At 69.0% G+C, this 25,736-nt stretch carries 24 protein-coding genes; 12 read left to right on the top strand and 12 right to left on the bottom strand.

What is annotated here, in order from left to right; all coding sequences use genetic code 11:
• Positions 1–59: 59 nt before the first annotated feature.
• The gene (locus MAY35_RS03340; RefSeq protein WP_238419206.1) at positions 60–1,304 is read left to right on the top strand and encodes an acetoin utilization protein AcuC; all 1,245 of its coding nucleotides are present in this window, start codon (positions 60–62) and stop codon (positions 1,302–1,304) included.
• Complete coding sequence (locus tag MAY35_RS03345; RefSeq protein ID WP_374237917.1) at positions 1,273–4,182, top strand: GNAT family N-acetyltransferase; 2,910 nt, start codon at positions 1,273–1,275, stop codon at positions 4,180–4,182. Before MAY35_RS03340 ends, MAY35_RS03345 begins: the two co-directional genes overlap by 32 nt.
• Positions 4,183–4,224: 42 nt before the next feature.
• Here MAY35_RS03345 and MAY35_RS03350 read toward each other — a convergent pair whose 3' ends face one another.
• Positions 4,225–5,163: a sigma-70 family RNA polymerase sigma factor gene (locus tag MAY35_RS03350; protein WP_238419398.1), complete on the bottom strand. Its 939-nt coding sequence runs from the start codon at positions 5,161–5,163 to the stop codon at positions 4,225–4,227.
• Positions 5,164–5,448: 285 nt separating this feature from the next.
• Positions 5,449–5,877 carry a DUF3099 domain-containing protein gene (locus tag MAY35_RS03355; protein WP_238419209.1) on the bottom strand — a complete coding sequence of 143 codons (429 nt, stop codon included), beginning with the start codon at positions 5,875–5,877 and terminating at the stop codon, positions 5,449–5,451.
• A gap of 116 nt (positions 5,878–5,993) precedes the next feature.
• Here MAY35_RS03355 and MAY35_RS03360 point away from each other — a divergent pair, with 116 nt between their 5' ends.
• A complete protein-coding gene (locus MAY35_RS03360) occupies positions 5,994–6,266 on the top strand; it encodes a DUF3039 domain-containing protein (RefSeq protein WP_238419212.1) in 273 nt (90 codons plus the stop codon).
• A 44-nt stretch (positions 6,267–6,310) separates the two neighbouring features.
• Here MAY35_RS03360 and MAY35_RS03365 read toward each other — a convergent pair whose 3' ends face one another.
• Positions 6,311–7,519, bottom strand: coding sequence for a YhjD/YihY/BrkB family envelope integrity protein (locus MAY35_RS03365; RefSeq protein ID WP_374237918.1), 1,209 nt, complete (start codon positions 7,517–7,519; stop codon positions 6,311–6,313).
• Between the two features lie 389 nt (positions 7,520–7,908).
• Here MAY35_RS03365 and MAY35_RS03370 point away from each other — a divergent pair, with 389 nt between their 5' ends.
• A complete protein-coding gene (locus tag MAY35_RS03370; RefSeq protein WP_238419215.1) occupies positions 7,909–9,663 on the top strand; it encodes a DEAD/DEAH box helicase in 1,755 nt (584 codons plus the stop codon).
• A 118-nt stretch (positions 9,664–9,781) separates the two neighbouring features.
• Here MAY35_RS03370 and MAY35_RS03375 read toward each other — a convergent pair whose 3' ends face one another.
• The 4 genes from MAY35_RS03375 to ppgK form a co-directional block, all read right to left on the bottom strand.
• On the bottom strand, positions 9,782–9,988 hold the full coding sequence (locus tag MAY35_RS03375; protein ID WP_238419216.1) for a hypothetical protein: 207 nt from the start codon (positions 9,986–9,988) through the stop codon (positions 9,782–9,784).
• 301 nt (positions 9,989–10,289) lie between these two features.
• Entirely contained in the window at positions 10,290–11,318 is a 1,029-nt protein-coding gene (locus MAY35_RS03380) for a sulfite exporter TauE/SafE family protein (protein ID WP_238419217.1), read from the bottom strand.
• Between the two features lie 399 nt (positions 11,319–11,717).
• Positions 11,718–13,274, bottom strand: a complete 1,557-nt coding sequence (locus MAY35_RS03385; RefSeq protein WP_238419218.1) for an RNA polymerase sigma factor — start codon at positions 13,272–13,274, stop codon at positions 11,718–11,720.
• 56 nt (positions 13,275–13,330) lie between these two features.
• Positions 13,331–14,128 carry a polyphosphate--glucose phosphotransferase gene (ppgK, locus tag MAY35_RS03390; RefSeq protein WP_238419219.1) on the bottom strand — a complete coding sequence of 266 codons (798 nt, stop codon included), beginning with the start codon at positions 14,126–14,128 and terminating at the stop codon, positions 13,331–13,333.
• 158 nt (positions 14,129–14,286) lie between these two features.
• On the opposite strand from ppgK, the gene MAY35_RS03395 reads away from it, so the two are divergent.
• Positions 14,287–15,189, top strand: coding sequence for an inositol monophosphatase family protein (locus MAY35_RS03395; RefSeq protein WP_238419221.1), 903 nt, complete (start codon positions 14,287–14,289; stop codon positions 15,187–15,189).
• A 28-nt stretch (positions 15,190–15,217) separates the two neighbouring features.
• On the opposite strand, the gene cei is transcribed toward MAY35_RS03395, so the two are convergent.
• On the bottom strand, positions 15,218–15,910 hold the full coding sequence (gene cei / locus MAY35_RS03400) for an envelope integrity protein Cei (RefSeq protein WP_238419222.1): 693 nt from the start codon (positions 15,908–15,910) through the stop codon (positions 15,218–15,220).
• A gap of 420 nt (positions 15,911–16,330) precedes the next feature.
• On the opposite strand from cei, the gene MAY35_RS03405 reads away from it, so the two are divergent.
• On the top strand, positions 16,331–16,630 hold the full coding sequence (locus MAY35_RS03405; RefSeq protein WP_004018846.1) for a DUF4193 domain-containing protein: 300 nt from the start codon (positions 16,331–16,333) through the stop codon (positions 16,628–16,630).
• A gap of 188 nt (positions 16,631–16,818) precedes the next feature.
• On the opposite strand, the gene MAY35_RS03410 is transcribed toward MAY35_RS03405, so the two are convergent.
• Positions 16,819–17,391 carry a DUF3093 domain-containing protein gene (locus tag MAY35_RS03410; RefSeq protein ID WP_238419223.1) on the bottom strand — a complete coding sequence of 191 codons (573 nt, stop codon included), beginning with the start codon at positions 17,389–17,391 and terminating at the stop codon, positions 16,819–16,821.
• A gap of 22 nt (positions 17,392–17,413) precedes the next feature.
• Here MAY35_RS03410 and dut point away from each other — a divergent pair, with 22 nt between their 5' ends.
• Positions 17,414–17,884, top strand: a complete 471-nt coding sequence (gene dut / locus MAY35_RS03415; protein ID WP_238419224.1) for a dUTP diphosphatase — start codon at positions 17,414–17,416, stop codon at positions 17,882–17,884.
• Positions 17,885–18,009: 125 nt separating this feature from the next.
• Complete coding sequence (locus MAY35_RS03420) at positions 18,010–18,885, top strand: DUF3710 domain-containing protein (RefSeq protein ID WP_238419225.1); 876 nt, start codon at positions 18,010–18,012, stop codon at positions 18,883–18,885.
• Positions 18,886–18,893: 8 nt separating this feature from the next.
• On the opposite strand, the gene MAY35_RS03425 is transcribed toward MAY35_RS03420, so the two are convergent.
• A complete protein-coding gene (locus MAY35_RS03425) occupies positions 18,894–19,613 on the bottom strand; it encodes an alpha/beta hydrolase (RefSeq protein WP_238419226.1) in 720 nt (239 codons plus the stop codon).
• 197 nt (positions 19,614–19,810) lie between these two features.
• Here MAY35_RS03425 and MAY35_RS03430 point away from each other — a divergent pair, with 197 nt between their 5' ends.
• Positions 19,811–20,185 carry an OB-fold nucleic acid binding domain-containing protein gene (locus MAY35_RS03430; RefSeq protein WP_238419227.1) on the top strand — a complete coding sequence of 125 codons (375 nt, stop codon included), beginning with the start codon at positions 19,811–19,813 and terminating at the stop codon, positions 20,183–20,185.
• Positions 20,164–20,952, top strand: coding sequence for a DUF3159 domain-containing protein (locus MAY35_RS03435; protein ID WP_238419401.1), 789 nt, complete (start codon positions 20,164–20,166; stop codon positions 20,950–20,952). Before MAY35_RS03430 ends, MAY35_RS03435 begins: the two co-directional genes overlap by 22 nt.
• Here MAY35_RS03435 and MAY35_RS03440 read toward each other — a convergent pair.
• Positions 20,894–21,556, bottom strand: coding sequence for a TrkA family potassium uptake protein (locus MAY35_RS03440; RefSeq protein ID WP_238419228.1), 663 nt, complete (start codon positions 21,554–21,556; stop codon positions 20,894–20,896). The two genes, MAY35_RS03435 and MAY35_RS03440, sit on opposite strands and share 59 nt — an antisense overlap.
• 64 nt (positions 21,557–21,620) lie before the next feature.
• Positions 21,621–22,286: a TrkA family potassium uptake protein gene (locus MAY35_RS03445; RefSeq protein ID WP_238419229.1), complete on the bottom strand. Its 666-nt coding sequence runs from the start codon at positions 22,284–22,286 to the stop codon at positions 21,621–21,623.
• 78 nt (positions 22,287–22,364) lie between these two features.
• Between MAY35_RS03445 and MAY35_RS03450 the strand changes: the two genes are divergently transcribed.
• Both MAY35_RS03450 and MAY35_RS03455 read left to right on the top strand, forming a co-directional pair.
• Positions 22,365–24,380, top strand: coding sequence for an APC family permease (locus tag MAY35_RS03450; protein ID WP_238419230.1), 2,016 nt, complete (start codon positions 22,365–22,367; stop codon positions 24,378–24,380).
• Positions 24,377–25,693, top strand: a complete 1,317-nt coding sequence (locus MAY35_RS03455; protein ID WP_238419231.1) for a class I SAM-dependent RNA methyltransferase — start codon at positions 24,377–24,379, stop codon at positions 25,691–25,693. Before MAY35_RS03450 ends, MAY35_RS03455 begins: the two co-directional genes overlap by 4 nt.
• Positions 25,694–25,736 lie beyond the last annotated feature (43 nt).

Below are 25,736 nucleotides of genomic sequence, written 5' to 3' on the forward strand. Positions count from 1 at the left end.
TGGCACCCGCGCGACATGTGCCACTAGCCTGAACCCGTGACCAACACTACGAGCGCCCGATGACGACGGCCGTCATCTGGAGCGAGGACTTCCTGTCCTACCGCTGGGCCCACACCCATCCGATGAACCCGGTCCGGCTCGCGCTGACGATGACCCTCGCGCAGAGCTTGGGGATTCTCGACGACGTCGACACCGTACCCCCGCAGGCCATCGACGACGATGCCCTGACCGTCGTCCACAGTCGGGACTACATCGACGCGGTCCGCGCGGTCGGTTCCGGGACCGCGTCGTTGTCGGGCCCGCTGCTCGAGCGGCTGTTCGGTCTCGGCGACGCGGACAACCCCGTCTTCTCCGGCATGCACGAGGCCGCCCGTCTGCTGGTCGGCGGCACGCTGGCCGCCGCACAGACCGTGGTGTCGGGGGCGGCGACGCGGGCGGTCAACATCGGTGGTGGCATGCATCACGCGATGCGCTCGCGCGCGGCGGGGTTCTGCATCTACAACGACTGCGCCATCGCGATCAGATACCTGCTCGACAATGGCTTCGACCGGATCGCCTACATCGACGTCGACGCCCACCACGGCGACGGTGTGCAGGTCGAGTTCGCCGCCGACCCGCGGGTGATGACCGTGTCGCTGCACCAGCACCCGGCGACGCTGTGGCCGGGAACCGGATGGCCGACCGAGGTCGGGGACGGCGACGCCGCAGGCAGCGCCGTCAACCTCGCGCTGATGCCCAACACCGAGGACCGGCTGTGGCTGCGGGCCTTCCACGCAGTGGTGCCATCCCTGATCGCGGAGTTCCGGCCGCAGATCATCGTCAGCCAGTGCGGGGCCGACAGCCACCGCGCCGACCCCCTCACCGACCTGTCGCTCACCGTCGACGGTCAGCGGGCCGCGATGATCGCGATGCGCGATCTCGCCGACAAGTACTGCGAGGGCCGATGGATCGCCGTGGGCGGTGGCGGGTACGGCGTGGTGAACGTCGTGCCGCGCAGCTGGACACACCTGCTCGGCGTCGCACTCGACCGCGAGGTCGACGTGGCCGCGGCCATCGACGAATCCTGGTGCGCCACAGCCGAGCAGATCTCCCAACAGGTGCACTCCGACTACGCCGCCCCGCCGGTCGCGGTCATGGGCGACGGCGGCATCGTCGACTATCAACCGTGGACGGGCGACGACGGCCAGGAGCCGCCCGAGGGCGTCGGTGCCAACGCCCAGCGTCAGACCGACCGCGCGATCCTCGCCACCCGCCGCGCGGTGTACCCGCTCCATGGCCTCGACCCGGAGGATCCCCGTGACTGACGACTCACCGGCGACATCGGGCGCCCCCGCGACGCTGGCCGACCAGCCGGAGCCACGCAGCGCCTGGGATTACCCACGGCACTGGATCGCCGACGTCCTGGCCTCCGACGGCGGCGTCGTCCACCTGCGCCCGATCGTCCCTGACGACGCCGACCGCATCGTCGCCTTCCACTCCACGCTGTCCGAGCGAACGCGATACATGCGCTACTTCGGGCCGACGCCGACCCTGCCGCCGCGCGAGGTCGCCCGGATGACGACCGTCGACCATCAGCAGCGCGTGGCGATCGTCGCGGTGCTGGGCGGTGAGATCATCGCCGTCGGCATCTACGAGGGCCTCGGCTTCGACGGCAAACCCGAGTCGGCGGAGGTGGCGTTCGTCGTCGCCGACGAACACCAGGGCCGCGGACTCGGACCGATCCTGCTCGAACACCTGGCAGGCGCCGCCGCCGAGAACGGGTTCACCAGGTTCGAGGCCGAGGTGCTCAGCGAGAACCCGAACATGGTCGCGGTCTTCCGGGACGCCGGCTACCAGCTCGCACGCAGCTTCGACGGTTCGACGGTGCACGTCGAGTTCCTGATCGACCCCACCGAGGCGCTGCTGTCGGTGCGCAACGCACGTGAACGCGCGTCCGAGGCGCGCAGCGTGGCGAACCTGCTGCGGCCGACGTCGGTGGCGGTCATCGGCGCTTCCACCGACCCGAACAAGGTCGGCAACGCCCTGCTGGCCAACATCATCGCCGGCGGCTTCACCGGGCCGGTCTTCCCGGTCAACGGTCCCGCTCGGGTGGAGGAGGACCCGGGGCCGACGCGTCCGGGTGTGCCCGGCACGGGTCGGGAACGTTCGTCCAACCGGCGTCGGACTCGCGAGCGACCGCCCTCGGTGCGGGGTATCCGCGCCTACGAGACCGTGCGCGACATCCCGGACCCGGTGGATCTGGCAGTGGTCGCGGTGCCGGCCGCCCGCGTCGACGATGTCCTCGACGACTGCCTCGTCAAGGGCGTGCGCACACTCGTCGTGGTGTCGTCCGGTTTCGGCGACTCCGGGGAGGAAGAGGGGCTCGAGAACGAGCGCCGCCTCGTGGCGCAGGTCCGCGAACACGGGATGCGACTCGTCGGCCCCAACGCCCTGGGCGTGGCCAACAACGACCCGTCGATCGCTCTCAACGCCACGCTGGCACCGCGCATCCCGGCGGCGGGCCGGGTGGGGTTCTTCTGTCAGTCCGGCGCACTCGGCATCGCGATCCTCGACACGGCGGCCCGACGCCAGATCGGTCTGTCGACGTTCGTCTCCGCCGGCAATCGCGCCGACGTCTCCGGCAACGATCTCCTGCAGTACTGGGACACCGACACCACCACCGACGTGATCCTGCTCTACCTGGAGAGCTTCGGTAACCCGCGCAAGTTCTCGCGGATCTCGCGACGGGTCTCGCGCTCGAAGCCGATCATCGCGGTGAAGTCGGGACGTGGAGCGATGACACCGGTGCGGGCCGCGCGGTCGGCGGCCACGCTGGACGACCAGATCGCCCGCATGATGCTCGAGCAGGCCGGGGTCATCCAGGTCGACACGATCCCCGAACTGTTCGACTGCGCCGCTCTGTTCGCCTATCAACCGCTGCCGCGTGGGCCGCGGGTGCGCATCATCGGCAACTCCTCGGTCCTGGGCAGCCTGGCCGCCGACACCGCCCGCAGCGGGGGTCTGGAGGTCGTCGACGCCGTCGACCTGGGTGCCGGGGCCTCGGAAGAGGAGTTCGAACTGACCGTCTCGGCGGCCATGGCCGATCCGGGAGTCGATGCCATCATCGTCGTCTTCGTGCCGCCCGTGGCCGTCGGCGCCGACTGGCACGCACGCGCCCTGATGGCCGCCGCCAACACACCTGACGCCGACGGTGCGAAGCCGATCGTCACGACGTTCCTCGCCGTCGACGGCATCCCGCCGGGGCTGACCAGACCCGGCCCCAACGGCATGCCGGACAAGGGATCGATCCCGTCGTACGGCTCGCCGGAACGTGCGGCCGCGTCACTCGCCAGAGCATGGCAGTACGCGCGGTGGACGATGCGGCCAGAGTCGGTGGTGCACCGCGCCGAGGGCACCGATCCCGAGTCGGCACGTATGTACGTCCGCGAGGCGATGGACGTCGACGCGGCTCCCGCCGGCGCGTCCGGCGCCGACGCACAGCCGGACGGCGGTGCCGGGCGGCGTCCCGGCGAACGTCTGCTCGGCCAGGTCGAATCGGCGAAGTTGCTGCGGTGGTACGGCATCGACGTGGTGCCGTTCCGCGAGGTCACCACGATGCACGAGGCATCCGCCGCGGCGCGCGAACTCGGTTTCCCGGTCGCGGTGAAGGCGACGTCTCCGCGATGGCGGGGGCGCCTCGATCGAGAGGGTGCGCGACTGGACCTGCCCGATGCGACGACGGTGGTCACGGCGTTCGCCGAGCTGACCGAACTCACCGGTGATTCCGTGCTGCACGTGCAGAAGATGGCGCCGAAGGGCGTCGGAACGGTCATCCGCGTCGAGGACGACCCGTCGTTCGGATCGGTGATGTCCTTCGGGCTGTCCGGGCGGACGTTCGATCTGCTCGGAGATCACGGGTACCGGGCGATCCCGCTGTCGGAACTCGACGCCCGCGAACTGATCGACGAGCCCCGCTCGGCGCCGCTGCTGTCGGGGTACCGCGGAGAGGAGCCTGCCGACAAGGAAGCGCTCGTCGACCTGCTGCTGCGGATCTCGACCCTCGTCGACGACATCCCGGAGGTCCGAGAGGTCTTCTGCGACCCGATCCTGGCGTCGGTGGACGGGGCCGCGGTCCTCAACGCCGAGATACGCGTCGGCCCGGTGCCCGACAGACGGGACACCGGGCCCAGGCGACTCGGTTGAGACGGACGACTCAGTTGCGGAGGCGGTACTGCGTGCGGACGATCAGCTCGCGTAGGCGCGCAGACGTTCGGCGCGATCACCGTGGCGCAGCTTGCCCATGACCTCGCGTTCGATCTGACGCACGCGCTCGCGGGAGAGCCCGAACATGCGGCCGATCTGGTCGAGGGTGCGGGGCTGACCGTCGTCGAGGCCGTAACGCATCCGGATCACCTGCTGCTCGCGCTCATCGAGGGTGGCGAGCACCGCACGGATGTCGGAGTGCAGGAGACCGGCGATGACGGCGTTCTCGGCGGAGGTGGCCTCGGCGTCTTCGATGAAGTCGCCCAGGGGTGCCTCCTCGTCGCTGCCGACCGGCATGTCGAGGCTCACCGGGTCCCGGCTGTGGTCGAGCAGATCGGCGATCTTCTCCGCGGGGATGCCCGACTCGTTGGCGAGTTCGTCGTCGGTGGCCTCACGTCCGAGCTGCTGATGGAGCTCTCGCTTGATGCGCGCCAGCTTGTTGACCTGCTCCACGAGGTGGACGGGGAGCCGGATCGTGCGACTCTGATCGGCCATGCCGCGGGTGATGGCCTGGCGGATCCACCAGGTGGCGTACGTCGAGAACTTGAAGCCCTTGGCGTAGTCGAACTTCTCCATGGCGCGGATCAGACCCAGGTTGCCCTCCTGGATGAGATCGAGCAGCGGCATGCCGCGGCCGGTGTAGCGCTTGGCCAGCGACACCACGAGGCGCAGGTTGGCCTCGAGGAGATGCGCCCGGGCTGCTTCGCCCTCACGGACGATGGTGGCCAGGTCTCGCTTCTTGACCGCCGAGAGCCGTTTCTTGGTCGCCAGAACGTGTTTGGCGTAGAGGCCGGCCTCGATCTGCTTGGCGAGTTCGACCTCCTGCTCCGCATTGAGGAGAGCGGTGCGACCGATTCCGTTCAGATAGACGCGGACCAGATCCGCCGCCGGAGACTGAGCGTCGAGATCCTGTTCGGTCATCGCCGGCCGGGTACCCGGAGGGGTGGGATCGGCGAATCCTTTGGTCGGGGTCGAACGTGCAACTGTCGAGCGTGACATGCGGCCTCCTGACTTGAGTGCGTTCACTGGGTCCAACGTCCATGTGTGGCCGATAGTTCCCGAGAGTGATTCGGCGCAAACCTGCCGGAGGCTTGGTTGACCTGCGAATTCTTTTTCTCGAGTCGACAAGCGGCTGAGAAGTTGCTGAGATGTCGCGCGCGTGGGAACGCGCTCGCCCGTACGCGGAAGACCCCGCCGGGCGCGGCGTCAGCGGTGGGGGTCGTCCGGGTCGACGACGTGGCCGTCGACGGTGCGCGACAGCTGATGCTCGGTGTGGGTGAGCGCGGGCGGCCCGACGACGTGGTGGTCGGCCCCGTACTTGTACTGCGGCACCTCGCCGCGCTTGCGGGGCGGACGGTCGTTGGCGATCAGGACAGCCATCCACGGCAGGGGGATCGAGACGGCGACGATTGCCAGGGCGAGCAGACCGGACCCGGTCAGGCTGTAGGCGATACCCGCGATCAGCAGTGCCGGGACTCGAAATGCCATGAGGAACAGATACTTCCGGACACGGGCCCGATGCTGTGCCTCGAGGGAGTCCGGTGCGTCGGTGATCAGGTAGGTCTCGGCGCCGACCGCCTGTCTCGCACCGGCACGACCGAAGTCGTCTGCGTGCGGTGCGCTGCTGTCACCCATGTCATCCCTTTGTTCGAACACCTTCTCCACTGTCCCACTTTCGTTCATCGATTGCACCCACGGGCATCCGCGCCCACCGTGTGACGCACCGAGAGCCGGTGACGCACAATGGAGGCATGGGAACCGAAACCATCGAACGCCCGGACCTCGACGAATGGTCCGACACCAAGACCGACGAGCGTCCTGATGCCGACGCGACGGACCGGGGCGACGACGACCGCCCCAAGTTCTTCCACTACGTGAAGAAGGACAAGATCGCCGAGAGTGCCGTGATGGGCAGTCATGTCGTCGCGCTGTGCGGCGAGACCTTTCCGGTGACCCGTTCGGCCAAACCGGGTTCGCCGGTGTGCCCGAAGTGCAAGAAGATCTACGCCAAGATGCGCAAGTGATCGCTCGGCTGGCCGGCCGGGGGGCCGGTCAGCCGCGCAATCGGTCAGTCGCGGTCGCGCGGGTGGCGCCGGATCGGACCCGACGACAACCGGTCGGGGAGGGTGCGGAGCTGACCGGTGAAGTCGGAGGTCTGCGAGTTCACCCAATGACGGACCTGCGTGGTGGTGGACTCCTTGGCGGGCCAGAACTGTTGGACCGAGGCGTTGAACTCGGCCCCGATCACGATGCCGAATCCCAGTGAGAACGTGAAGAGCAGGAAGGCGATCGGGGTCGCGAGCGCGCCGTACGACACCCCCGCCTCGGTGATCTTCGTCAGATAGATCCGCAGGACGTAGCTGGCGACCCAGAAGAACACGCCTGCCACGATGGCGCCGCCGATGAGCCGGTGCCAGGGCAGCGGATTGGGCAGCGCCAGATGGTAGAGGGTCGTCAGGACGAACAGCAGCACGACGGCGACGAACGGGAAGTAGCCGTAGTCGATGGCGGTCGTGATGAACGACCCCCACGACTCGGGGACGATCGCGCGGAGGTAGTTGGGGCCGAGCGCGACCAGCGGTAGCAGGAACACCGCCACGCTGAGGAACCCCACGTAGAGAAAGAGTGCGAAGAAGCGCTGCCACACCGGGTGTCGGACCTCGTGCTGGTTGTGGGCGTGTGCGATCGAGGCGATGAAACAGGACACCGCCGACGATCCCGCCCACAGCGACAGGATGAATCCGACCGACATCGGGCCGATGCGTCCTCGTCCCAGGACACTGTCGACGGTCGGGATGATCAGGTCGTCGACGACGGTGGGGGTGAAGGTCCGCTCGGCGAAGTCGACGATGCGCGCGTAGATCACGTCGACGGTGTCCGGCCCGAACCATCCCGAGATGTACCCGACGGAACCGAGCAGGCCGAGGAGCAGCGGTGGCAGCGACAAGGCCTGCCAGAACGCGGCCTGTGCCGCCCAGCCGATGATGCCGTCGTCCCAGGACTTGACGATCGTGCGCCAGACCACGCGGTGGATGTTGGGCAGAACCGGGAGGCCGGGAGCCGTCGCGGCCGCGGGCACCGGGTCGTCGGTGCCGCTGCGGTCCTGGTCGGGGGCTGAATCGTCCGGTCTCGGGGTGACGTCCGGCGGCCGGTCGTCCGTACCCGCGCGCGACGGTCCGGTCGGGGTGGGCCCCGCCGTGAGGACCTCGACATCACCGGACGCGGGTGCCGGCCGTCGCGGTGTGCGCAGTGGTGCGGTGGTGGCGTCGCCACCGATCGGCGCGGTGACCGTGCCCGACACCGCGGGTGCGGACCGGCCCGGTGACGCGACCCGGCGTCGGGTCCGTCGCGAGAGGGGGTCGCCGGATGGGCGCGGCGCAGTCACCGACGACGTGTCGTCGGCGAGCGGTGCCGGGTTCCTCTTTCGCGTTGTGATGAGTTCAATATCCCCGATCCGCGGTGCAGATGGGTACCCGGGTCACCAGGCGAGTCGTTCGGATCGCGCGCCCGCCGCGGTCTCGGCGGCTCCCGGACGCGGTGTCGCGATGCGGAAACCGTCGGCGGGCGGCGGTACGATTGTCGGGTCCCCTTGGGCGCGGGTCCCGCACGCGAGGGGTCATTTCATGCCCGGCAGGGAACCCGCACGCCGTCAGGAGCAGCACACAGGTGACGTCAGCCGAACCCTCCGCCAGCGCCACTGGCACCGCACCTCCGGGACCGAAACTCCAGCTCCGGGCCTGGCAGCGTCGGGCACTGACCAAATACCTGACGCAGAAGCCCAAGGACTTCCTCGCGGTCGCCACCCCCGGCGCGGGCAAGACCACCTTCGGTCTCCGCATCGCCCGTGAGCTCCTCGACGACCGGACGGTCGACAAGATCACCGTCGTCGCGCCGACCGAACATCTCAAGCATCAGTGGGCCGAGGCCGCGGCGCGGGTCGGTATCGCACTCGATTCGCGGTTCACCAACGCCGCGGGCCAGACGAGCTCGGATTTCCACGGCGTCGTCGTCACCTATGCGCAGGTGGCCGCACACCCGGCTCGTCACCGTGTGCGCACCGAGAACTACCGGACCCTCGTCATCCTCGACGAGATCCACCACGGCGGTGACGCCAAGTCGTGGGGCGAGGCCATCCGCGAGGCGTTCGACGACGCCGAGCGTCGCCTGCTCCTCACCGGAACGCCCTTCCGATCCGACGATTCGCCCATCCCGTTCGTCACCTACGAGCCCGAGGCCGGCGGACACCAGCGGTCCAAGGCAGACCACACCTACGGCTACGCCGATGCGCTCAAGGACGGCGTCGTCCGGCCGGTCGTGTTCCTGGCGTACTCGGGTGAGGCGAGCTGGCGCGACAGCGCGGGGGAGGAGTACACGGCTCGTCTCGGCGAGCCCCTGTCCGCCGAACACACCACCCGGGCGTGGCGCACGGCGCTCGACGCGCACGGCGACTGGATTCCGGCGGTGCTCACCGCCGCGCACACGCGCCTGGGTCAGTTGCGCGCCACCGGCACCCCGGATGCGGGCGGCCTGGTCATCGCGACCGATCAGACCGCCGCACGTGACTACGCCGAGCTGCTGACGGCGATCACGGGCAAACCACCCACGCTGGTGCTCTCCGACGATCCGAAGTCGTCGTCGCGGATCGGACAGTTCGCGGCGTCGACCGACGAATGGATGGTCGCGGTGCGGATGGTGTCCGAGGGCGTCGACGTGCCCCGGCTCGCCGTGGGCGTGTACGCGACGAGTTCGTCGACGCCGTTGTTCTTCGCGCAGGCGATCGGGCGCTTCGTGCGGTCCCGGCGCCCGGGCGAGACCGCGAGTGTCTTCCTGCCCTCGGTACCTGTGCTGCTGGATCTCGCCGCCCAGATGGAGGTCGAACGCGACCACGTGCTGGGCAAGCCACACCGGGAGAGCGACGGGCTCGACGATCAGCTCCTCATCGATGCCAACAAGCAGCAGGACGAGCCGGGGGAGGACGAGCCCACCTTCCAGTCCCTGCACGCCGACGCCGAGCTGGACCAGGTGATCTTCGACGGCACGTCGTTCGGCACGGCCACGTTCGCCGGCAGCGACGAGGAGTCCGATTACCTCGGGCTGCCCGGGCTGCTCGACGCCGACCAGGTACGGGCGTTGCTCCGCAAGCGTCAAGAGGATCAGGTCACCGCGCGGACGACCGCCGCGGAGACGCCGTCGCCGACCGAACAGCCCACGCCGGGACGCGCACCGGGCACCACCGGGGACAACCTGCACGCCCTGCGGAAAGAGCTCAACACCCTCGTCGCGATGCATCATCACCGCACCGGCAAGCCCCACGGCATGGTGCACAACGAACTCCGCACGCGGCTCGGTGGCCCGCCGACGGCGATGGCCAGCGCGGACCAGCTCAAGGAGCGCATCGCGGCCCTCCGCGAGTGGCGCTGACCCTACGCGGATCCGGGTCACGAGGTCGTCGACCTGAGACACGAGAGAGCCCGGCCGGAATGTTCCGGCCGGGCTCTCTCAGTTCAGACGGTGCCCGTGTCAGACCGACGAACCCATGTCAGACCAGTTCGCCCGCGGACTCGACGACGGTGGCACTGAGCTCGACGAGACGGGTCTCGTGCTCGTTGAAGTGATGACGGCAGAAGAGAAGTTCGCCGCCCTTGGGCAGGACGGCACGTACCTTCGCTGCGGCGCCGCAACGATCACAGCGATCGGCGGCGGTGAGCGGCAGGTAGATCGGGGCTGTGGTGGCGATGTCAGTCATGGTTCCTCCGTCCCGGTCCGGCGCCGGTGTCCGGACGCCTTCCCTTCGAGCCGACACATCCGGGCGATGCGTCAACCTCACTCTGTCAGACGCTGGAGGCGTCCGTATTGTTCCGGCAGGTGCGCTCGGTGTGTCGTCACTCACCGTTTACATCGGGCAACGGAATGACAACGGAATCGATGATCCAGAACCCACGGTTCCGGCAACGACGGTTCGAGTGACGGCAACGCCTCGCGCAGATGCAGAACGACCCGGCCGGTCGGCCGGGTCGCACCACTCTACGCGCTTCGCGCGCCGGCGATCATTTCGTGCGGGTGCTCTCCTGGGATGCACTGTCCGAGTCGGATTCCGAGGCCGTGTCGGCAGTCGGGATGTCGCCGGTCGACGACGTATCCGCCTCACCCGCGGCCACGAGTGCCTCCTGCTCCTCGCGGAGATGCGTCACCGCGTCGGAGGACTCGTTGTCGCGGTCGCGAAGGTACTCGCGCAGCGAGTACGCGAACGCCGCGGCCCAGCCGATGGCGATCACGATGTAGAAGATGTTGCGGACGGCGCCGGGGGCGTCGATGAAGTCGCTCTTGAGCAGGCTGCGCGTATTGGTGAGGACGATGAGGCCGCCGACCGAGGAGCCGAGGAGACGGGGCGGGACGTGACGGACGAGCCACGCCGCGATGGGCGCTGCGATGACACCGCCGACGAGGATGGCCCCCACCCACGCGAAGTTGATCCCCTGCGAGCCGAGGCTGAAGAGGAAGCCGAGGCTCGCGGCGACCGCGATGATGAACTCGCTCGTGTCGATCGACCCGATGACCTTGCGCGGTTCGAGGCGACCACTGGCCAGGATCGCCGGAGTCCCGACAGGGCCCCACCCGCCGCCGCCCGTGGCGTCGACGAAGCCGGCGACGAAGCCGAGTGGGCTGAGGAAGCGCTTGCGCAGCGGCTTGCCGAGATTGTGGCGCGGAATGCCCTGGAACGTGAAGCGCACCAGGATGTAGAGGCCGAGCAGTAGCAGGATGATGGCCATGACGGGCGCGGCGGCCTCGGTGGACAGATTCGACAGGATGGTCGCGCCCAGGAACGCACCGATCGCGCCCGGGATGGCGATCCGCCGTACGACGCGCCAATCGACGTTGCCGAACTTCCAGTGCGAGACACCCGAGACGAGCGTGGTGCCGATCTCGGCGAGGTGGACGGTGGCCGACGCCGCCGCCGGGTTGCTGCCGATCGCGAGGAGCAGGGTGGTGGTGGTGACGCCGTAGGCCATGCCGAGACTGCCGTCGACGAGCTGGGCTGCCAGGCCGACGAGGCCGATCAGGACAATCGTTCTCATGGTGGGTCTTTCCGGGAAGTCACGCCGTCAAAGGCGTGGCGAGGCTGAGCGGGCACGATGCGGCCGCGAGAAGGAAAACGCGAAGGTGGGGACGCACGTGGGCCCCGGGGTGGGTTGGGTCGTCTCACAGACACAGCATCGAGGCTGTGCGCAGCAGGTCAACGGTGGCGCGGCGCACCAGCATGGCGCCTCGTCTGCTCCCGGTCACTGCGTAAGTCACCGCGCCATCCTATGTAGTGCGTCGGGCAAACTCCGACTCTCCGGCCGTGTCGGAATCGGCGCGCGCACAAACCTTGACAAGCGCGGCACTCCCGTGCATTAGGTCCCGATCGCCAGAAACGCCGCCGGCCCCCGTACCGATGTGGTGCGGGGGCGGCGGCGTACAGAGAACCGGGCGTTCTAGTCCAGGTAGTCGCGAAGGACCTGGGAACGCGACGGGTGGCGCAGTTTCGACATGGTCTTCGACTCGATCTGCCGGATGCGTTCACGGGTCACCCCGTAGACCTGACCGATCTCGTCGAGGGTGCGGGGCTGACCGTCGGTCAGGCCGAACCGCAACCGCACCACGCCCGCCTCGCGCTCGGACAGGGTCTCGAGCACCGACTGCAGCTGATCCTGCAGAAGGGTGAAGCTGACCGCGTCGACCGCGACGACGGCCTCGGAGTCCTCGATGAAGTCGCCGAGCTGGCTGTCGCCCTCGTCGCCGATGGTCTGGTCCAGCGAAATGGGCTCCCGGGCGTACTGCTGGATCTCCAGCACCTTCTCCGGGGTGATGTCCATTTCCTTGGCGAGCTCTTCGGGCGTCGGCTCACGGCCGAGGTCCTGGAGGAGTTCACGCTGGATGCGACCGAGCTTGTTGATGACCTCGACCATGTGCACCGGGATACGGATGGTGCGGGCCTGGTCGGCCATGGCGCGCGTGATCGCCTGGCGAATCCACCACGTGGCGTACGTGGAGAACTTGTAACCCTTGGTGTAGTCGAACTTCTCGACCGCGCGGATCAGGCCGAGGTTGCCCTCCTGGATGAGGTCCAGGAATGCCATGCCGCGGCCCGTGTAGCGCTTCGCGAGTGAGACGACGAGGCGCAGGTTGGCCTCGAGCAGGTGGTTCTTGGCGCGGTTGCCGTCGCGCGAGATCCAGTTGAGGTCACGCTTCTGGGCGGTGCTGAGCTTCTCGCCGGCATCCATGATGCGGCGCAGACGCTCGGTGGCGAAGAGGCCGGCCTCGATGCGCTTGGCGAGCTCGACCTCTTCCTCCGCGTTCAGCAGCGCGACCTTGCCGATCTGCTTCAGGTAGGCGCGAACGCTGTCTGCCGACGCCGTGAGCTCGGCGTCCTTGCGAGCCTGCCGCAGGGCCTCGGATTCCTCCTCGTCCCAGACGAAGTCGCCGGACTTGGCGGCCGCGGAGTCGTCCTTGGCCGCTGCTTTGCCTGCCGCCGGAGCCGCGCCCGCGGCGGGGGTGGACTCGGCGGACTCGTCCTCGGACTCTTCGGACTCGTCGTCGTCCTCGTCGACCTCGAGGTCGTCGTCGATCTCGACGTCCTCGAGAACGGCGTCGGGGCCGTCGATGTCGTCGATCGAATCCGGATCGTCGGGCTCGGCGCCCGCGTCCTCGGCTCCCTCGGCGGAAGCGGCCTTCTTGGTGGCCTTCTTCGGTGCCGCCTTCTTGGTGGCCTTCTTCGCTGCTGCCTTCTTCGCGGGCGCCTTGCGGGCGGCGGTCTTCTTCGCAGCCTTCTTGGCGGTCCGCTTGGCCGGGGTGTCGGTCGCGGCGGGGGTCGACTGCGTCGACTCGTCGGCCTCTGCATCACCCTGGTGGGTCGTGATGGCTGCCACGTACAACCTTTCGAACTGTCTTCTGTGGTGTCTTCCGTCGTCCGTCACCAGACATGACACGGCAGCACGAGCCGCCGTGGACGAGGTCTTGGTTTCTCGGTTGGAATGACCGGTGACGACCATTGTAACGACATCGCGTCGTCCGGTGTGTCAAAGCCCTGGTCACGCCCTGCGCGGCGTCAGGTCTTGAGCCCCTGGGAGACGGCCATGGCCGCACCGACGATACCGGCGGTGTTCAACAGCGTCGCGGGCACCACGGGCGTCTTGTTGGTCAGCAGCGGAATCCACTTGTCCGCCTTACGACTGATGCCACCGCCGGCGATGAACAGCTTCGGCCAGAAGAGGGCCTCATAGGTGGCGAGGACCTCGGACACCTTCTCTGTCCACTTCTCGTAGGTCCAGCCCTTCTCCTCGCGGACACGCGACGAGGCCTGGTGCTCGGCCTCCTTCTTGCCGACCTGGAGGTGACCGAGCTCGGTGTTCGGGACGAGGTTGCCGTTGTTGAGGATCGCCGACCCGATGCCGGTGCCGAACGTCAGCAACATGACGACACCGTCGACGCCCTTGCCCGCGCCGTAGGCGTCCTCGGCCATGCCCGCGGCGTCGGCGTCGTTGAGCACCGACACGGTCCGGCCGCCGAGATGCCCGCTGAAGAGGTCGTACACGTCGGTGCCGATCCAGGCCTTGTCGATGTTGGCTGCCGTGCGCATGACGCCGTCGGTGACCACGCCGGGCAGCGTGATGCCCACCGGCCCCGTCCACTCGAAGTGTGCGACGACCTCGGCGACGCCGTCGGCGACCGCGTCGGGAGTCGCCGGTTGCGGGGTGAGGACCTTGAACCGTTCGCCGACGAGGTCGCCGGTGGCGAGATCCACGATCCCGCCCTTGATCCCGGAGCCTCCGACATCGACCCCGAAGGCGAGGTCGGCCGGTCGGTCCGCATCATCGGTGGACGTGGTGGTGCTGGGGGCAGTCATGGTGGGGCTCCCTGTCCGGGTCGGCGGCAATCCGAAGACCAGGCTATCCACGGGCGGGCCCGGATGCGCGTCATCGCAGCAGATGTCGGCGACCGAACCGCCCCGGCGACCGAGACATGGGTCACCGCCGCACCGGCCCGTCGCGCCGATGTGCTGACATGGAAGGCGTGGATCAGACAATTCCGGTGGACGAACTCGCTGCGGTCGCCGATGCCGTGGCCCAGCAGGCCGCCGCGCACGTGCGCCGTCGCCGACCCGAATTGTTCGGTGCGACACCAGGTCACGGAGCCCCTGACGACGCCGCCGCGCCGGTGTCGACGGCACCGGACCCGGTCGCGACGAAGTCCACCGAGACCGACCCGGTCACGCTGGCCGACACCGAGACCGAGCGCCTGATCCGCGCGTTGCTGCGCGATGCCCGGCCCGACGACGAGGTGCTGGGGGAGGAGGACGGCGGTAGTCGCGTCGTGCCCTCGGGTGTGCGGTGGGTCGTGGACCCGATCGACGGGACCGTCAACTTCATGTACGGCGTCCCCGCCTACGCCGTGTCGGTGGCCGCCCAGGTCGACGGGCGTTCGGTGGCGGGCGTCGTCGTCGACGTCGCCCGGCATGTGACCTACGGCGCCACACTGGGCCGCGGTGCCTGGGTGTCCGAGGGGAACGGTGTCCGGCGGCCGCTGCGCTGCACGTCCGTCGAACGGGCCGAACTCGCGCTGGTGGCAACGGGTTTCGGGTATGACGCGGATCGTCGTCGACAGCAGGGCCGGATCGTCGCCGACTTGCTGCCGCGGGTTCGCGACGTACGCCGGATCGGCGCGGCGGCCCTCGACCTCTGCATGGTGGCCTCGGGTGCGGTCGATGCCCACTACGAGCACGGCCTGAGCCCCTGGGACTGGGCCGCCGGCGGCCTCATCGCGTCCGAGGCGGGCGCGATCGTCCAGACGCCGCCGCCGGATTCGCGGGCCGACGAGGGGCACATCACGGTCGCGGTCGCACCCGGGATCGCCGACGAATTCCTCGCTCTCCTCGACGAGCTCGGTGCCCGGGACCCGTTGACCTGAGCTCCCGGGCAGATCCGGTGGAGCGCACTCAGCAGCTCGCCGAGTGCACCGCCTTCACCAGTGCCGGATCCACACCGGTCTCGGGGTTCTTGGGGTCCGCCGACCGCAGTGCCTCGAGCGCGGCCTGGGCGTCCTGGGACATCTCGCCGCCCGAGTGATACGCGCCGAGGGCGACGTCGACGGCCGTGCCCCGACGTCCGTCGTCGACCAACTGGGCGCAGGGGAAGGCAAGCCACGTGGCAGCGGCCGCCGCGCGTCCGGCGGGCCCGAACCGGATCTGCGCCACACAGTCGAGGTCCTGGTTGGGATACAGCGGATCGTCGGCGTACGGGGTGTCGGGGACCGGGGTGAACCCCTGGGCGGTGAGGTCGTCCGACACCGAACGGGCGGCGCCGCGTTCGTCGGAGGCGTTGAGGACGCGGACGCCGAAGGTGGCCAGCGGGGCGGGGACGACCTCGAGCATCTCGTCCCGGCCGACCACCGTCAGGGTCGGCGGCGCAGGCGGGGGAGTCGCGCCGGCTTCGACGGATGTCGGCGGCGTCGGCTGATTGCACGCGGTCGGAACCGATTCGGTGTCGTCGCCTCCCAGCGCCACCGCCCACACGACGACGCCGAGGATCAACAGGGCGACAACTGTGACGATCGCCGGGGTGTACCGCCGCCGGCGATAGGGCCTGCCGTGCTCGTCGGTCGGATAGCCGGTCGTAATCTTCGACACCACCGTGGACTGGCTCCTCAACTGGCTGTTGCGGCCCTCACCGGTCCGCGCGGTCTCGGATCACTCTAGAGGTTGCCGTTCCGACCGCCGATGCGCCTCGCCGGTGGCGTCCGCGGACACATGGAGCAACGTCCCACTTGGAACACCAGACGTTTTTTGCACCAATATTGCGCCCGATATTGACCGACGGATAGTGGTCGTCTACGCTTCGGGCGCCCGCGCTTCCAGACCCGGGGTGCGCCCGATACCAAATCGTGACTGAACTCACACAATACGCGCGCTACTCGGGTACGAATCTCGCCCGAGACGACGTTGTAGTGACCCCAACGGCAAGACAATCCCGGCGGAGTCGTGCGCACATCACGTGGGAGGGCAACCCGCCCTCAGCGTGAGCGCCCCCACTCTCGACAAGTTAGGCACACAATGGCAACAGATTACGACGCGCCGCGACGCACCGAGACCGAGGATCTCAACGAGGACTCGCTCGAAGAGCTGAAGGCACGACGCAGCGAGGCGCAGTCCTCGGCAGTGGACGTCGACGAGAGTGACACCGCGGAGTCCTTCGAACTGCCGGGTGCCGACCTCTCCGGCGAGGAGCTCTCGGTCCGGGTGATCCCCAAGCAGGCTGACGAATTCACTTGCACCAGCTGCTTTCTCGTCTACCACCGCAGCCGATTGGCAGAAGAGAACGGAAGCTCGCTCATCTGTGTCGACTGTGCGTGAACCCGCCTGAGGGACTCCCTCGGGTAGATCGTCCGGGCCGACCCGACGGCCAGGGGTGACACAGCAGAAGAAGCTGCCGAAAGGGGCCGACGCCGATCATGGCGCGGCCCCTTCGTCGTGTCCGGGTCTGGGTCGTGTCCGGGTCTGGGTCGTGTCCGGGTCTGGGTCGTGTGTAAGTCAGGGGCGTGTCAGTCGGCTACGCCGGGGCGGTTCGCCGCGGCGTCGTCGATGCCCAGCGCGGCGAGTAGCTCGGCCGGGCGACGCGTCGAGACCAGCCAGTACGGGGTGGGGTCGTCGGGATCGTCGAGCACAATCAACACCATCGTCTTCACCCAGGACCGGTGCACGAGGTATGCGGCCGGATCGAGCTGGCGGCCCAGCGCGGCACTCTTCGCCGTGGCCGGGACCGTCGCCCCGCGGGCCACGACAGCCCGCGGTAGCCGGGCGCGGTGCGCGTGCAACTCGCGATCCGGCGACACCCGGATTCGGGTGCGGCCCATCGACCACAACATCAGCGCGCAGAGTGCCGCGGTGACGACATATCCGATCGCGCTCCAGCTGCTGCCGTGCGCCGACAGCTGGATCTCGTAACCGACGACACCGGTCAGGACGACGGCCGCCAGCCACCACCACCACGGGACGTGGAGCCGTTCGTCGAACAGGTCGGCGGACGAGTCGGTGACGACGGCGTCACGGCCTGCGGGTGCATGGGGGGCGTCCGACGCGCCTCCGGGGCGTTCAGGCGAATGATCTGCGGTCACGTGACCAGCGTAGTCTGCGTGCGTGACCCCAGATCTTCCCCCTGTACCGCCGATCGCGGTGCGTCGCCTCGACCCCGATCTCCCTCTTCCCGTCCGGGCCCATCCGGGTGACGCGGGGGTCGACCTGTACTCGACCATCGACCTCGAACTCCCCGCCGGGCGCCGTCAGCTGGTCGGTACCGGGATCGCGATCGCACTGCCCTTCGGAACCGTCGGACTCATCCACCCGCGGTCGGGCCTCGCCGCCCGCGCCGGTCTCTCGATCGTCAATTCTCCGGGGACGGTCGACGCGGGTTATCGCGGCGAGATCAAGGTCTGCCTGATCAATCTCGATCCCGAACAGACGATCTCGATCGCCCGCGGCGACCGCATCGCCCAACTTCTCGTGCAGCGCGTGGAACTCCCGGACTTCGTCGAGGTCGACGAACTCGACGACACCGCCCGCGGCGAGGGTGGTTACGGCTCGAGTGGCGGCCACGCCATTCTCACCTGAGTCCGGGCCTCCCGGAGTCGATTACTGTTCTCTCTGTGACCGGCGGAGCGCTCCGCCTCGGTCGCGGTGTCGAGGATGAACAGCCCAGGGCATGTCGATGGTCCGGGGCGGGCGAGGAGTAGGCGATGGCACAGGACGAATCGGACGAGTTGCGGGTCGGTCAGGCGAGGGGACCCTACGACATCGACGCACTCGTCACCGAGCCGCGCGAGTTGGAGAACTCACATCTGGACCTCGGGTCGGTACTGGTCCCGGTGGTCGAGGGTGGCCAGGTGACCGTGGAGATGTCCGAGGCGCACCAGCCCCAGAACGTCTACCTCGTGACGCCCATCGGGCGGATCTCGGTGAGCGCCTTCGCCGCACCCAAGTCGCCCGGCATGTGGCGCGAGGTGGTGCGGGAGCTGGCCGGTTCGCTCCGCGACGACGGCGCGGTGACCAGTGTCGAGGACGGCCACTGGGGTCGCGAGGTGGTCGCCGAGATCGATGGCGCCACGCACCGGTTCATCGGCGTCGACGGCCCCCGATGGCTGGTCAGGTGTGTGGGCAGCGGCCCGTCGGAGAGCGCTGACGATCTCGCGCGCCTGAGCCGGGCCGTTCTCGCCGAGACCGTCGTCCGTCGCGGCTCGGAGCCGTTCCCGCCGCGGGATCCGCTGCCGATCGTGCTGCCGCCGGTGCTCGCCGAACAGGTCGCCGCGGCTCAGCAGCAGATGTTCGCCGATCCGGCCTCCGCCGAGGCTCAGGCCGCCCCACCGACCCAGGCGCCCGTCGCCGATGCGCCGGACACCACCGACGAGGCCGGCCCGGTGACCGGCGGCGCCCTCGACCAGGTGGCGCACGCGACCGTGTACGGGGACAACGCCTACGCCGACGAGCCCGATCCCGAGGCCGCCGCGCCGAGCCAGGCGCCCGAGTCGGCGGAGGCCACCTCCGCAGACGCCGACGAGGATCCGCAACCCCCGTCGTCGGGTTCGGCGATGCAGCGCTTCCTGCGCCGACGGTGACCGCCGGGTCACGTCAGGCGTGACAGGCCGTCGAAGGCGCTCCGCCCGAGCAACGCGGCATCACGGCCCCACCCGTCGAGGGTGACCTCGGTGAGCGCCGAGCGCGGCGCCGCGCGGTCCCAGGCCCGCGCGACCTCGATCGGATGGACCGGGTCGTCACCCGCCGCGACGATGCCGAGCGGCACTGCCAGTCCGGCGATGTCCGATGGGGTGGGGGCTCGGTAGGACGCGGCCTCGCGCAGCGCGTCGATCAGGCCCGGGTGCAGCCGCCGCCATGAACGAGCCAGCTCGGCGGCCAGCCAGTCGGGGCTGCCCGCGGACATCGCGGCGATCGTCGCCTCGAGACCGTCCCGCTCGAGCGCCTCGGCCGTGGCCCGCGCACTCGAGGCCGCCGGCGCAAGGCGCGCATCCCCGCTCCAGGCGGGCAGCGCCGCAAGGACCCCGGCACAGCGATTCCCATCATCGGTGAGTGCCCACTCCAAGGCGACCGCGGCGCCGATGGACACTCCGCCGACCAGGATCCGGCCGTGTGACCGCGCCGCGCGTGTGAGTGCCTGGCGGTAGCCCTCGATCAGTGGCGTGGCGGGTTCCAGGGCGATGAGCTCCAGCCCGCGAGCCGCCGCGGCGGGGCCGAAGGCGCGGGTGACGTAGTCGGCGTCCGACCCGGTTCCGGGGATCGCGACGAGTGCGGTCGGTCGGGGTCGATCGGAGCGGTCGGTGCCGAGCATCAGACGATCATCCCCTAGGGTGGCCCGGGGTCACGAAGGTGTCCTCCGACCACGGAATCCGACCGTGGTCGTCCACGTTGTCAGTGGACGATGCCGAGGTCTACGCTGGCGGACAGGCCACCGATCATGCGTTCGGTGGCCCACGGACACCGCCGCACACGTCCGCGGTGCCGTCCGAAATCCATTGGGAGGTTGAGATGCCCACAGCCGGCTATCTCAAGCGACTGACCCGTCGGCTCACCGAAGATCTCGGTGACATCGACGCCGAGAAGATCGCCGAGGAGTCGAAGGCGACGGGCGCGCAGCGCGCGTCCGACTGCTGTCGCGGCGACGAGGTCACGATGCACGGTGAACTCCGTGCGGTCGAGACCTGTTCACGCTCCGCCAAGGCCGGCGTGAAGGCCGAGTTCTTCGACGGCTCCGACATCGTGATGCTGAAGTGGCTCGGGCGGAACCGGATCACCGGCATCGAGCCCGGCCGCAAGGTGACGGTACGGGGACGGCTCGCCGAGCAGGACGGCCACAAGGTGATCTACAACCCGTACTACGAATTGCACGGCGTCGACGAGTGAGCGATCCCGAGCCGCGTGCTCCCACGGTCCTCGAGCAGATCGGCGGCGTGTCGGGGCTGATCTACTCCACGGTCCCGGTGATGGTGTTCGTCCCGGCGAACTCGTTCTTCGGCCTCACCGTCGCGATCTACGCGGCGCTCGGTGTCGCGGCCGCGCTGTTCCTCTTCCGGCTGATCCGCCGCGAACCCCTGACCCCGGCCGTCTCCGGCCTGCTCGGTGTCGCGATCTGCGTCTTCATCGCCCGAGAGGTGGGAGATGCCAAGGGTTACTTCCTCTTCGGCATCTGGACCACCCTCGCGTACGCCATTGTGTTCGCGGTGTCGATACTGGTCCGCTGGCCCCTGATCGGGGTGGCGTGGCACCTGGTCAACGGCGAGGGGTCGGCCTGGCGCAAGCAGCGCAAGGTCCTGCGCGCCTACGACATCGCCACCGCGCTGTGGACGCTGGTGTTCGTCGCGCGCTATCTCACCCAGTCCGAGCTCTACGACGACGGTGCCACCGGCTGGCTCGCGTTCTCACGCATCGCGATGGGCTGGCCGCTGACCGCCCTGGTGGTGCTCGCGACGATCCTCCTGGTCCGGCGCGCTCACCGAGCCGAGGAGCGAATCGCCGGGACCATCGACACCGACATCGACGTGGCCGAGGGTGTCCCCACCGACGAAGCGACCGCCGACGATCCGACCGCCGACGATCCGACCGCCGAGAACGTCACCGGGCGATCTGCATCGCCTCGTAGAGCGCGGGTTCCACTTCGGTGGGAGCGATGAAGACGAGCTCGTCCCCACCTTCGATGGGGTCGTCGCTCTGCGGGACGATGACACGGCCTCCGCGCAGGATGGCCACGAGCGCGGCGTCCCGGGGGAGTGCGAGCCTGCGGACCGGTTTGCCCGCCAGCGGTGTGTTCGACGGCAGCGTCAGTTCGACGAGGTTGGCCTGACCCTGACGGAACGTCATCAGACGGACCAGGTCGCCGACCGAGACGGCCTCCTCCACGAGTGAGGCGAGCAGTCGCGGGGTGGAGACGGCGACGTCGACGCCCCAGTCCTCGTCGAACAGCCACTCGTTGCGGGGGTCGTTGACGCGCGCGACGACCCGGTTGACCGCGAACTCGGTCTTCGCGAGGAGGCTGACGACGAGGTTTGCCTTGTCGTCGCCGGTCGCGGCGATCATCACATCGAACGTCTGCAGTTGTGCCGCTTCGAGATTCGCCAGTTCGCACGCATCGGCCAGGACCCACGTGGCGCCGGCGACCGCGTCGTGGTCGATGTGATCGGCGTTGCGCTCGAAGAGGGTGACCTCATGGGTGTTCACCAGCAGCTCGCGCGCGATGGACCGCCCGACCGCACCGGCACCGGCGATGGCGACCTTCACAGCGACTTCTCGTTCACAGCGATTTCTCGTTCACAGCGGGGGGACTCCTTCAGGGCTGACGTGGTCAGGACTCGGTCTGGGTGAACGGTGCCGCGGCGACCCCGCGGGCGTTCTTGAGATTGTCGAGCAGGACTGCTCCGTAGATCACATCGTCCTGTTGCAGAACGGTTTTGGCGTCGGGGAGAACCGGGCGTCCGACCCGGAGGAGAAAGGCGATGCGTGCACCGGTCTGCTCCTGGAACTTCGCGACCGTCACCCCGATCCACGTGTCGTCGACGTCGATCTCGGCGAGTGCGAGCGACCCCGAGGGATCACGCCACTCCGTCATCGTCGTCTCGCCGAGCGCCGAGACGAATCGCTCGGTCGTCCACGGGACGGTGGCCACGGTGGGGATGCCGAGCCGTTCGTAGACCGCGGCGCGCTTGGCGTCGTAGATGCGGGCCACGACACGTTCGACGTCGAAGGTCTCGCGGGCCACGCGTGCGGAGATGATGTTGGAGTTGTCGCCCGAGGACACCGCGGCGAACGCGTCGGCATGCTCGATGCCGGCCTTCTCCAGGATCTCGCGGTCGAAGCCGACTCCGGTGATGGTCCGGCCCGCGAAGTCCGGGCTCAGGCGCACGAAGGCGGACGGGTCGCGGTCGATGATCGCGACATCGTGTCCGCGCTTCTGCATCGCCATCGCGAGCGATGACCCGACACGCCCGCAACCCATGATGACTACCTGCACGACATTCCTCTCCCCAGGCGGTCCGTCTGCCGCGAGTCGAACCTACCCGCCTCGCCGCGAACGCTCTAGGGTTGCCTGGTGTCCACCGTCTCCAAGGTGTCCGTCGCGACGAAACGCCTCCTGCTCGGCAGGCCGTTCCGCAGCGACACCCTCGGTCATACCCTGTTGCCCAAGCGGATCGCCCTGCCGGTCTTCGCCTCCGACGCGATGAGTTCGGTGGCGTATGCGCCGCAGGAGATCTTCCTGGTCCTGTCCGTCGCGGGGATCAGCGCCCTCGCGTTCACCCCGTGGGTCGCGATCGCCGTCGCGGTCGTGATGATCGTCGTCGTCGCGAGCTATCGGCAGAACGTGCACGCCTACCCGTCCGGGGGTGGGGACTACGAGGTCGCCACCGTCAATCTCGGTCCGAATGCGGGTCTGACGGTCGGCAGCGCCCTGCTCGTCGACTACGTGCTGACGGTGGCGGTGTCGGTCACCTCGGCCGCGGAGAACATCGGATCGGCCATCCCGTTCGTCGGCGAACACAAGGTGTGGTTCTGTGTCGGCGCGATCATCCTGCTCGCCGCGGTGAATCTGCGCGGCATCAAGGAATCCGGCGCGTTCCTCGCGATCCCGACCTACGGGTTCATCATCGGCGTTCTCGGCATGCTGATCTGGGGGTTCACCGAGATCTTCGTACTCGGCCAGGACATCCACTCCGAGACCGCGGCCTTCGGCATCGCGGCCGAGCAGGACGACCTCACCGGACTGGCGCTGATCTTCCTGGTGGCGCGCTCCTTCTCCTCCGGATGTGCCGCCCTGACCGGGGTGGAGGCGATCAGCAACGGCGTGCCCGCTTTCCGCAAGCCCAAGTCACGCAACGCCGCCACGACGCTGCTGCTCCTGGGCGCGTTCTCGATCACCCTGCTGCTGGGCATCGTGCTGCTCGCCGAGAAGATCGGCGCGAAGTACGTGATGAACCCCGCACAGGACCTGATCGGCGCGCCCGAGGGTTATCAGCAGAAGGCGATGATCGCCCAGCTGGCCCACGCGGTGTTCGACTCGTTCCCGCCCGCCTTCTTCTTCGTCGCCACCGTCACCGCCCTGATCCTGTTGCTCGCCGCCAACACCGCGTTCAACGGCTTCCCGGTGCTCGGTTCGGTGCTCGCCCAGGATCGGTACCTGCCCCGGCAGCTGCACACCCGCGGCGACCGGCTGGCGTTCAGCAACGGCATCCTCTTCCTGGCGATCGCCGCGATCATCTTCGTGGTCGCCTTCGGGGCGCAGGTGACCTCGCTGATCCAGCTCTACATCGTCGGCGTGTTCGTGTCGTTCACGTTGAGCCAGACCGGCATGGTGCGGCATTGGACGCGCCTGCTGCGCACCGAGACCGACCCCAGCGCGCGGCGCCGCATGAAGCAGTCGCGGATGGTCAACTCGGTCGGACTGGTGATGACGGCGACCGTCCTCGTCGTGGTGCTGCTCACCAAGTTCACCGAGGGTGCCTACATCGCGGTGATCGCCATGATCGCGCTGTTCGTCATCATGAAGCTCATCCACCACCACTACGCCTCGGTGCAGCGAGAACTCGACCGCGCGGAGAACGACGACGAGGCGGTGCTGCCCAGCCGCACCCACTCCATCGTCCTGGTGTCGAGCCTGCACATGGCGTCCAAGCGCGCACTCCGCTACGCCCGCGCGACCCGGCCGGACGTCCTGGAGGCCATCACGGTCAACGTCGACGACCGCGACACCCGCAAGCTCGTCTCCGAATGGGAGGCCAGCGACATCACGGTCCCACTCAAGGTGATCGCCTCGCCTTACCGCGAGATCACCGGGCCCGTCATCGAATACGTGCGACGGGTGCGTCGGGAGTCACCCCGCGATGTCGTCACGGTCTTCATCCCCGAATACGTCGTCGGACACTGGTGGGAGCAGATCCTGCACAACCAATCGGCTCTCCGCCTCAAGGGGCGCCTGCTGTTCGAACCCGGCGTGATGGTGACCTCGGTGCCGTGGCAGCTCACGTCGTCCGACCGCCGCAAGGAGGAGCCGGCGTACTGGGCGCCCGGCGAGACCCGGCGCGCCCTCGGCGAACCCGAGCGGCGCACATGAGCGGGTCGGGTTCCCGTCGTATCGAGGTGAGCGTCGACCGGCCGGCCAACGGCGGGGAGGCGGTCGGTCGGGCCGATGGGCGGGTCGTGTTCGTCCGGGGCGCGATCCCGGGAGAACGGGTGCTCGCCGAGATCACCGACGACCGGCACGACGCGTACTGGCGGGCGGACGTAGCCGAGATCCTCGATGCCTCGCCGCACCGGGTGACCACGCCGTGCCCCGCGGCCGCAGGCGGCGCCGGGTGCTGCGACCTCGGGCATGTCGCACCCCGGTATGCCCGCGAACTGAAACAGGCTGTCCTGCTGGACGTCCTGGGCCGGGTCGGGCACCTGTCGGAAGAGGTGGTCGCCGGTACCGAGCTCGCTGTTCGCGGCGTACGACAGCTGGGGGACGCCGACACCGGGTGGCGCATCCGCAGTCGGCTCGCCGTCGATGAGCACGGGCGTCCGGGCCAGTCCGCCCATCGCGGCTCCCGGGTGATCGTCGAGCCGTGCGTGCAACCGGCGGCAGGGATGCTCGACGGCCTCGCCGGCCGACTGTTCACGCCCGGGGCCGAGATCGCCGTGGTCCTCGACTCCGCGGGTACCCGCCACATCACCGAACTCGCCCCCGTGACGGCCCCCCGTCGGGGCCGCGGGGACAGCAGACGCCGAGCCCAGCAGAACCGCGTCCGCCGGGCGCGTCCGCGCACGCAGGTCGTCGTCGACGGGGAGGCCACGGCGCTGCATCGGGTGGGCGACCGGTCCTGGCGGATTCCCGTGGCCGGGTTCTGGCAGGCCCACCGCGACGCCCCCCGGGCCTACTCCGACACCGTCGTCGAGTTCGTCGGAGCGCACCTAACATCGCCAGCCCGTGTCGCCTGGGACCTGTACGGCGGTGCCGGCGTCTTCGCCGGTGCGCTGCTCGACGCCGAACCCTTCGGCAGCGGTCTGGAATCCGTGCACATCGTCGACTCCGACGCGTCCGCGCTCGACGCCGCGTCGCACACCTTCGAGGCGGAACAGGATCGCGTGCTGGTCCACCGCGGCGATGTCGGTGCCGCGATCGCCGGGCCGGCTGCGCCCGCGCGCCCCGACATCGTGGTGCTCGACCCGCCGCGCACCGGTGCCGGCGAGCAGGTGATCGGCGCGGTGACGGCCGCGGGGCCGTCCGTCGTCGTTCATGTGGGGTGCGATGCGGCGCGGTTCGCACGTGATCTCGGACTCTTCGAGCGGCACGGCTATCGGGTTGCCGAGATCCGGGGTTTCGACGCGTTTCCGCTGACCCACCACGTGGAGGCGATCGCCTGCCTCGTGCCGGCCGCCGCCGGGTGACGCGGCGCGGGTCCCGACGGGTCCCGGTCGACGCCTCGACGAC

It is taken from the genome of Gordonia sp. 'Campus', from assembly GCF_022206305.1.
Classification (GTDB): Bacteria; Actinomycetota; Actinomycetes; order Mycobacteriales; family Mycobacteriaceae; genus Gordonia.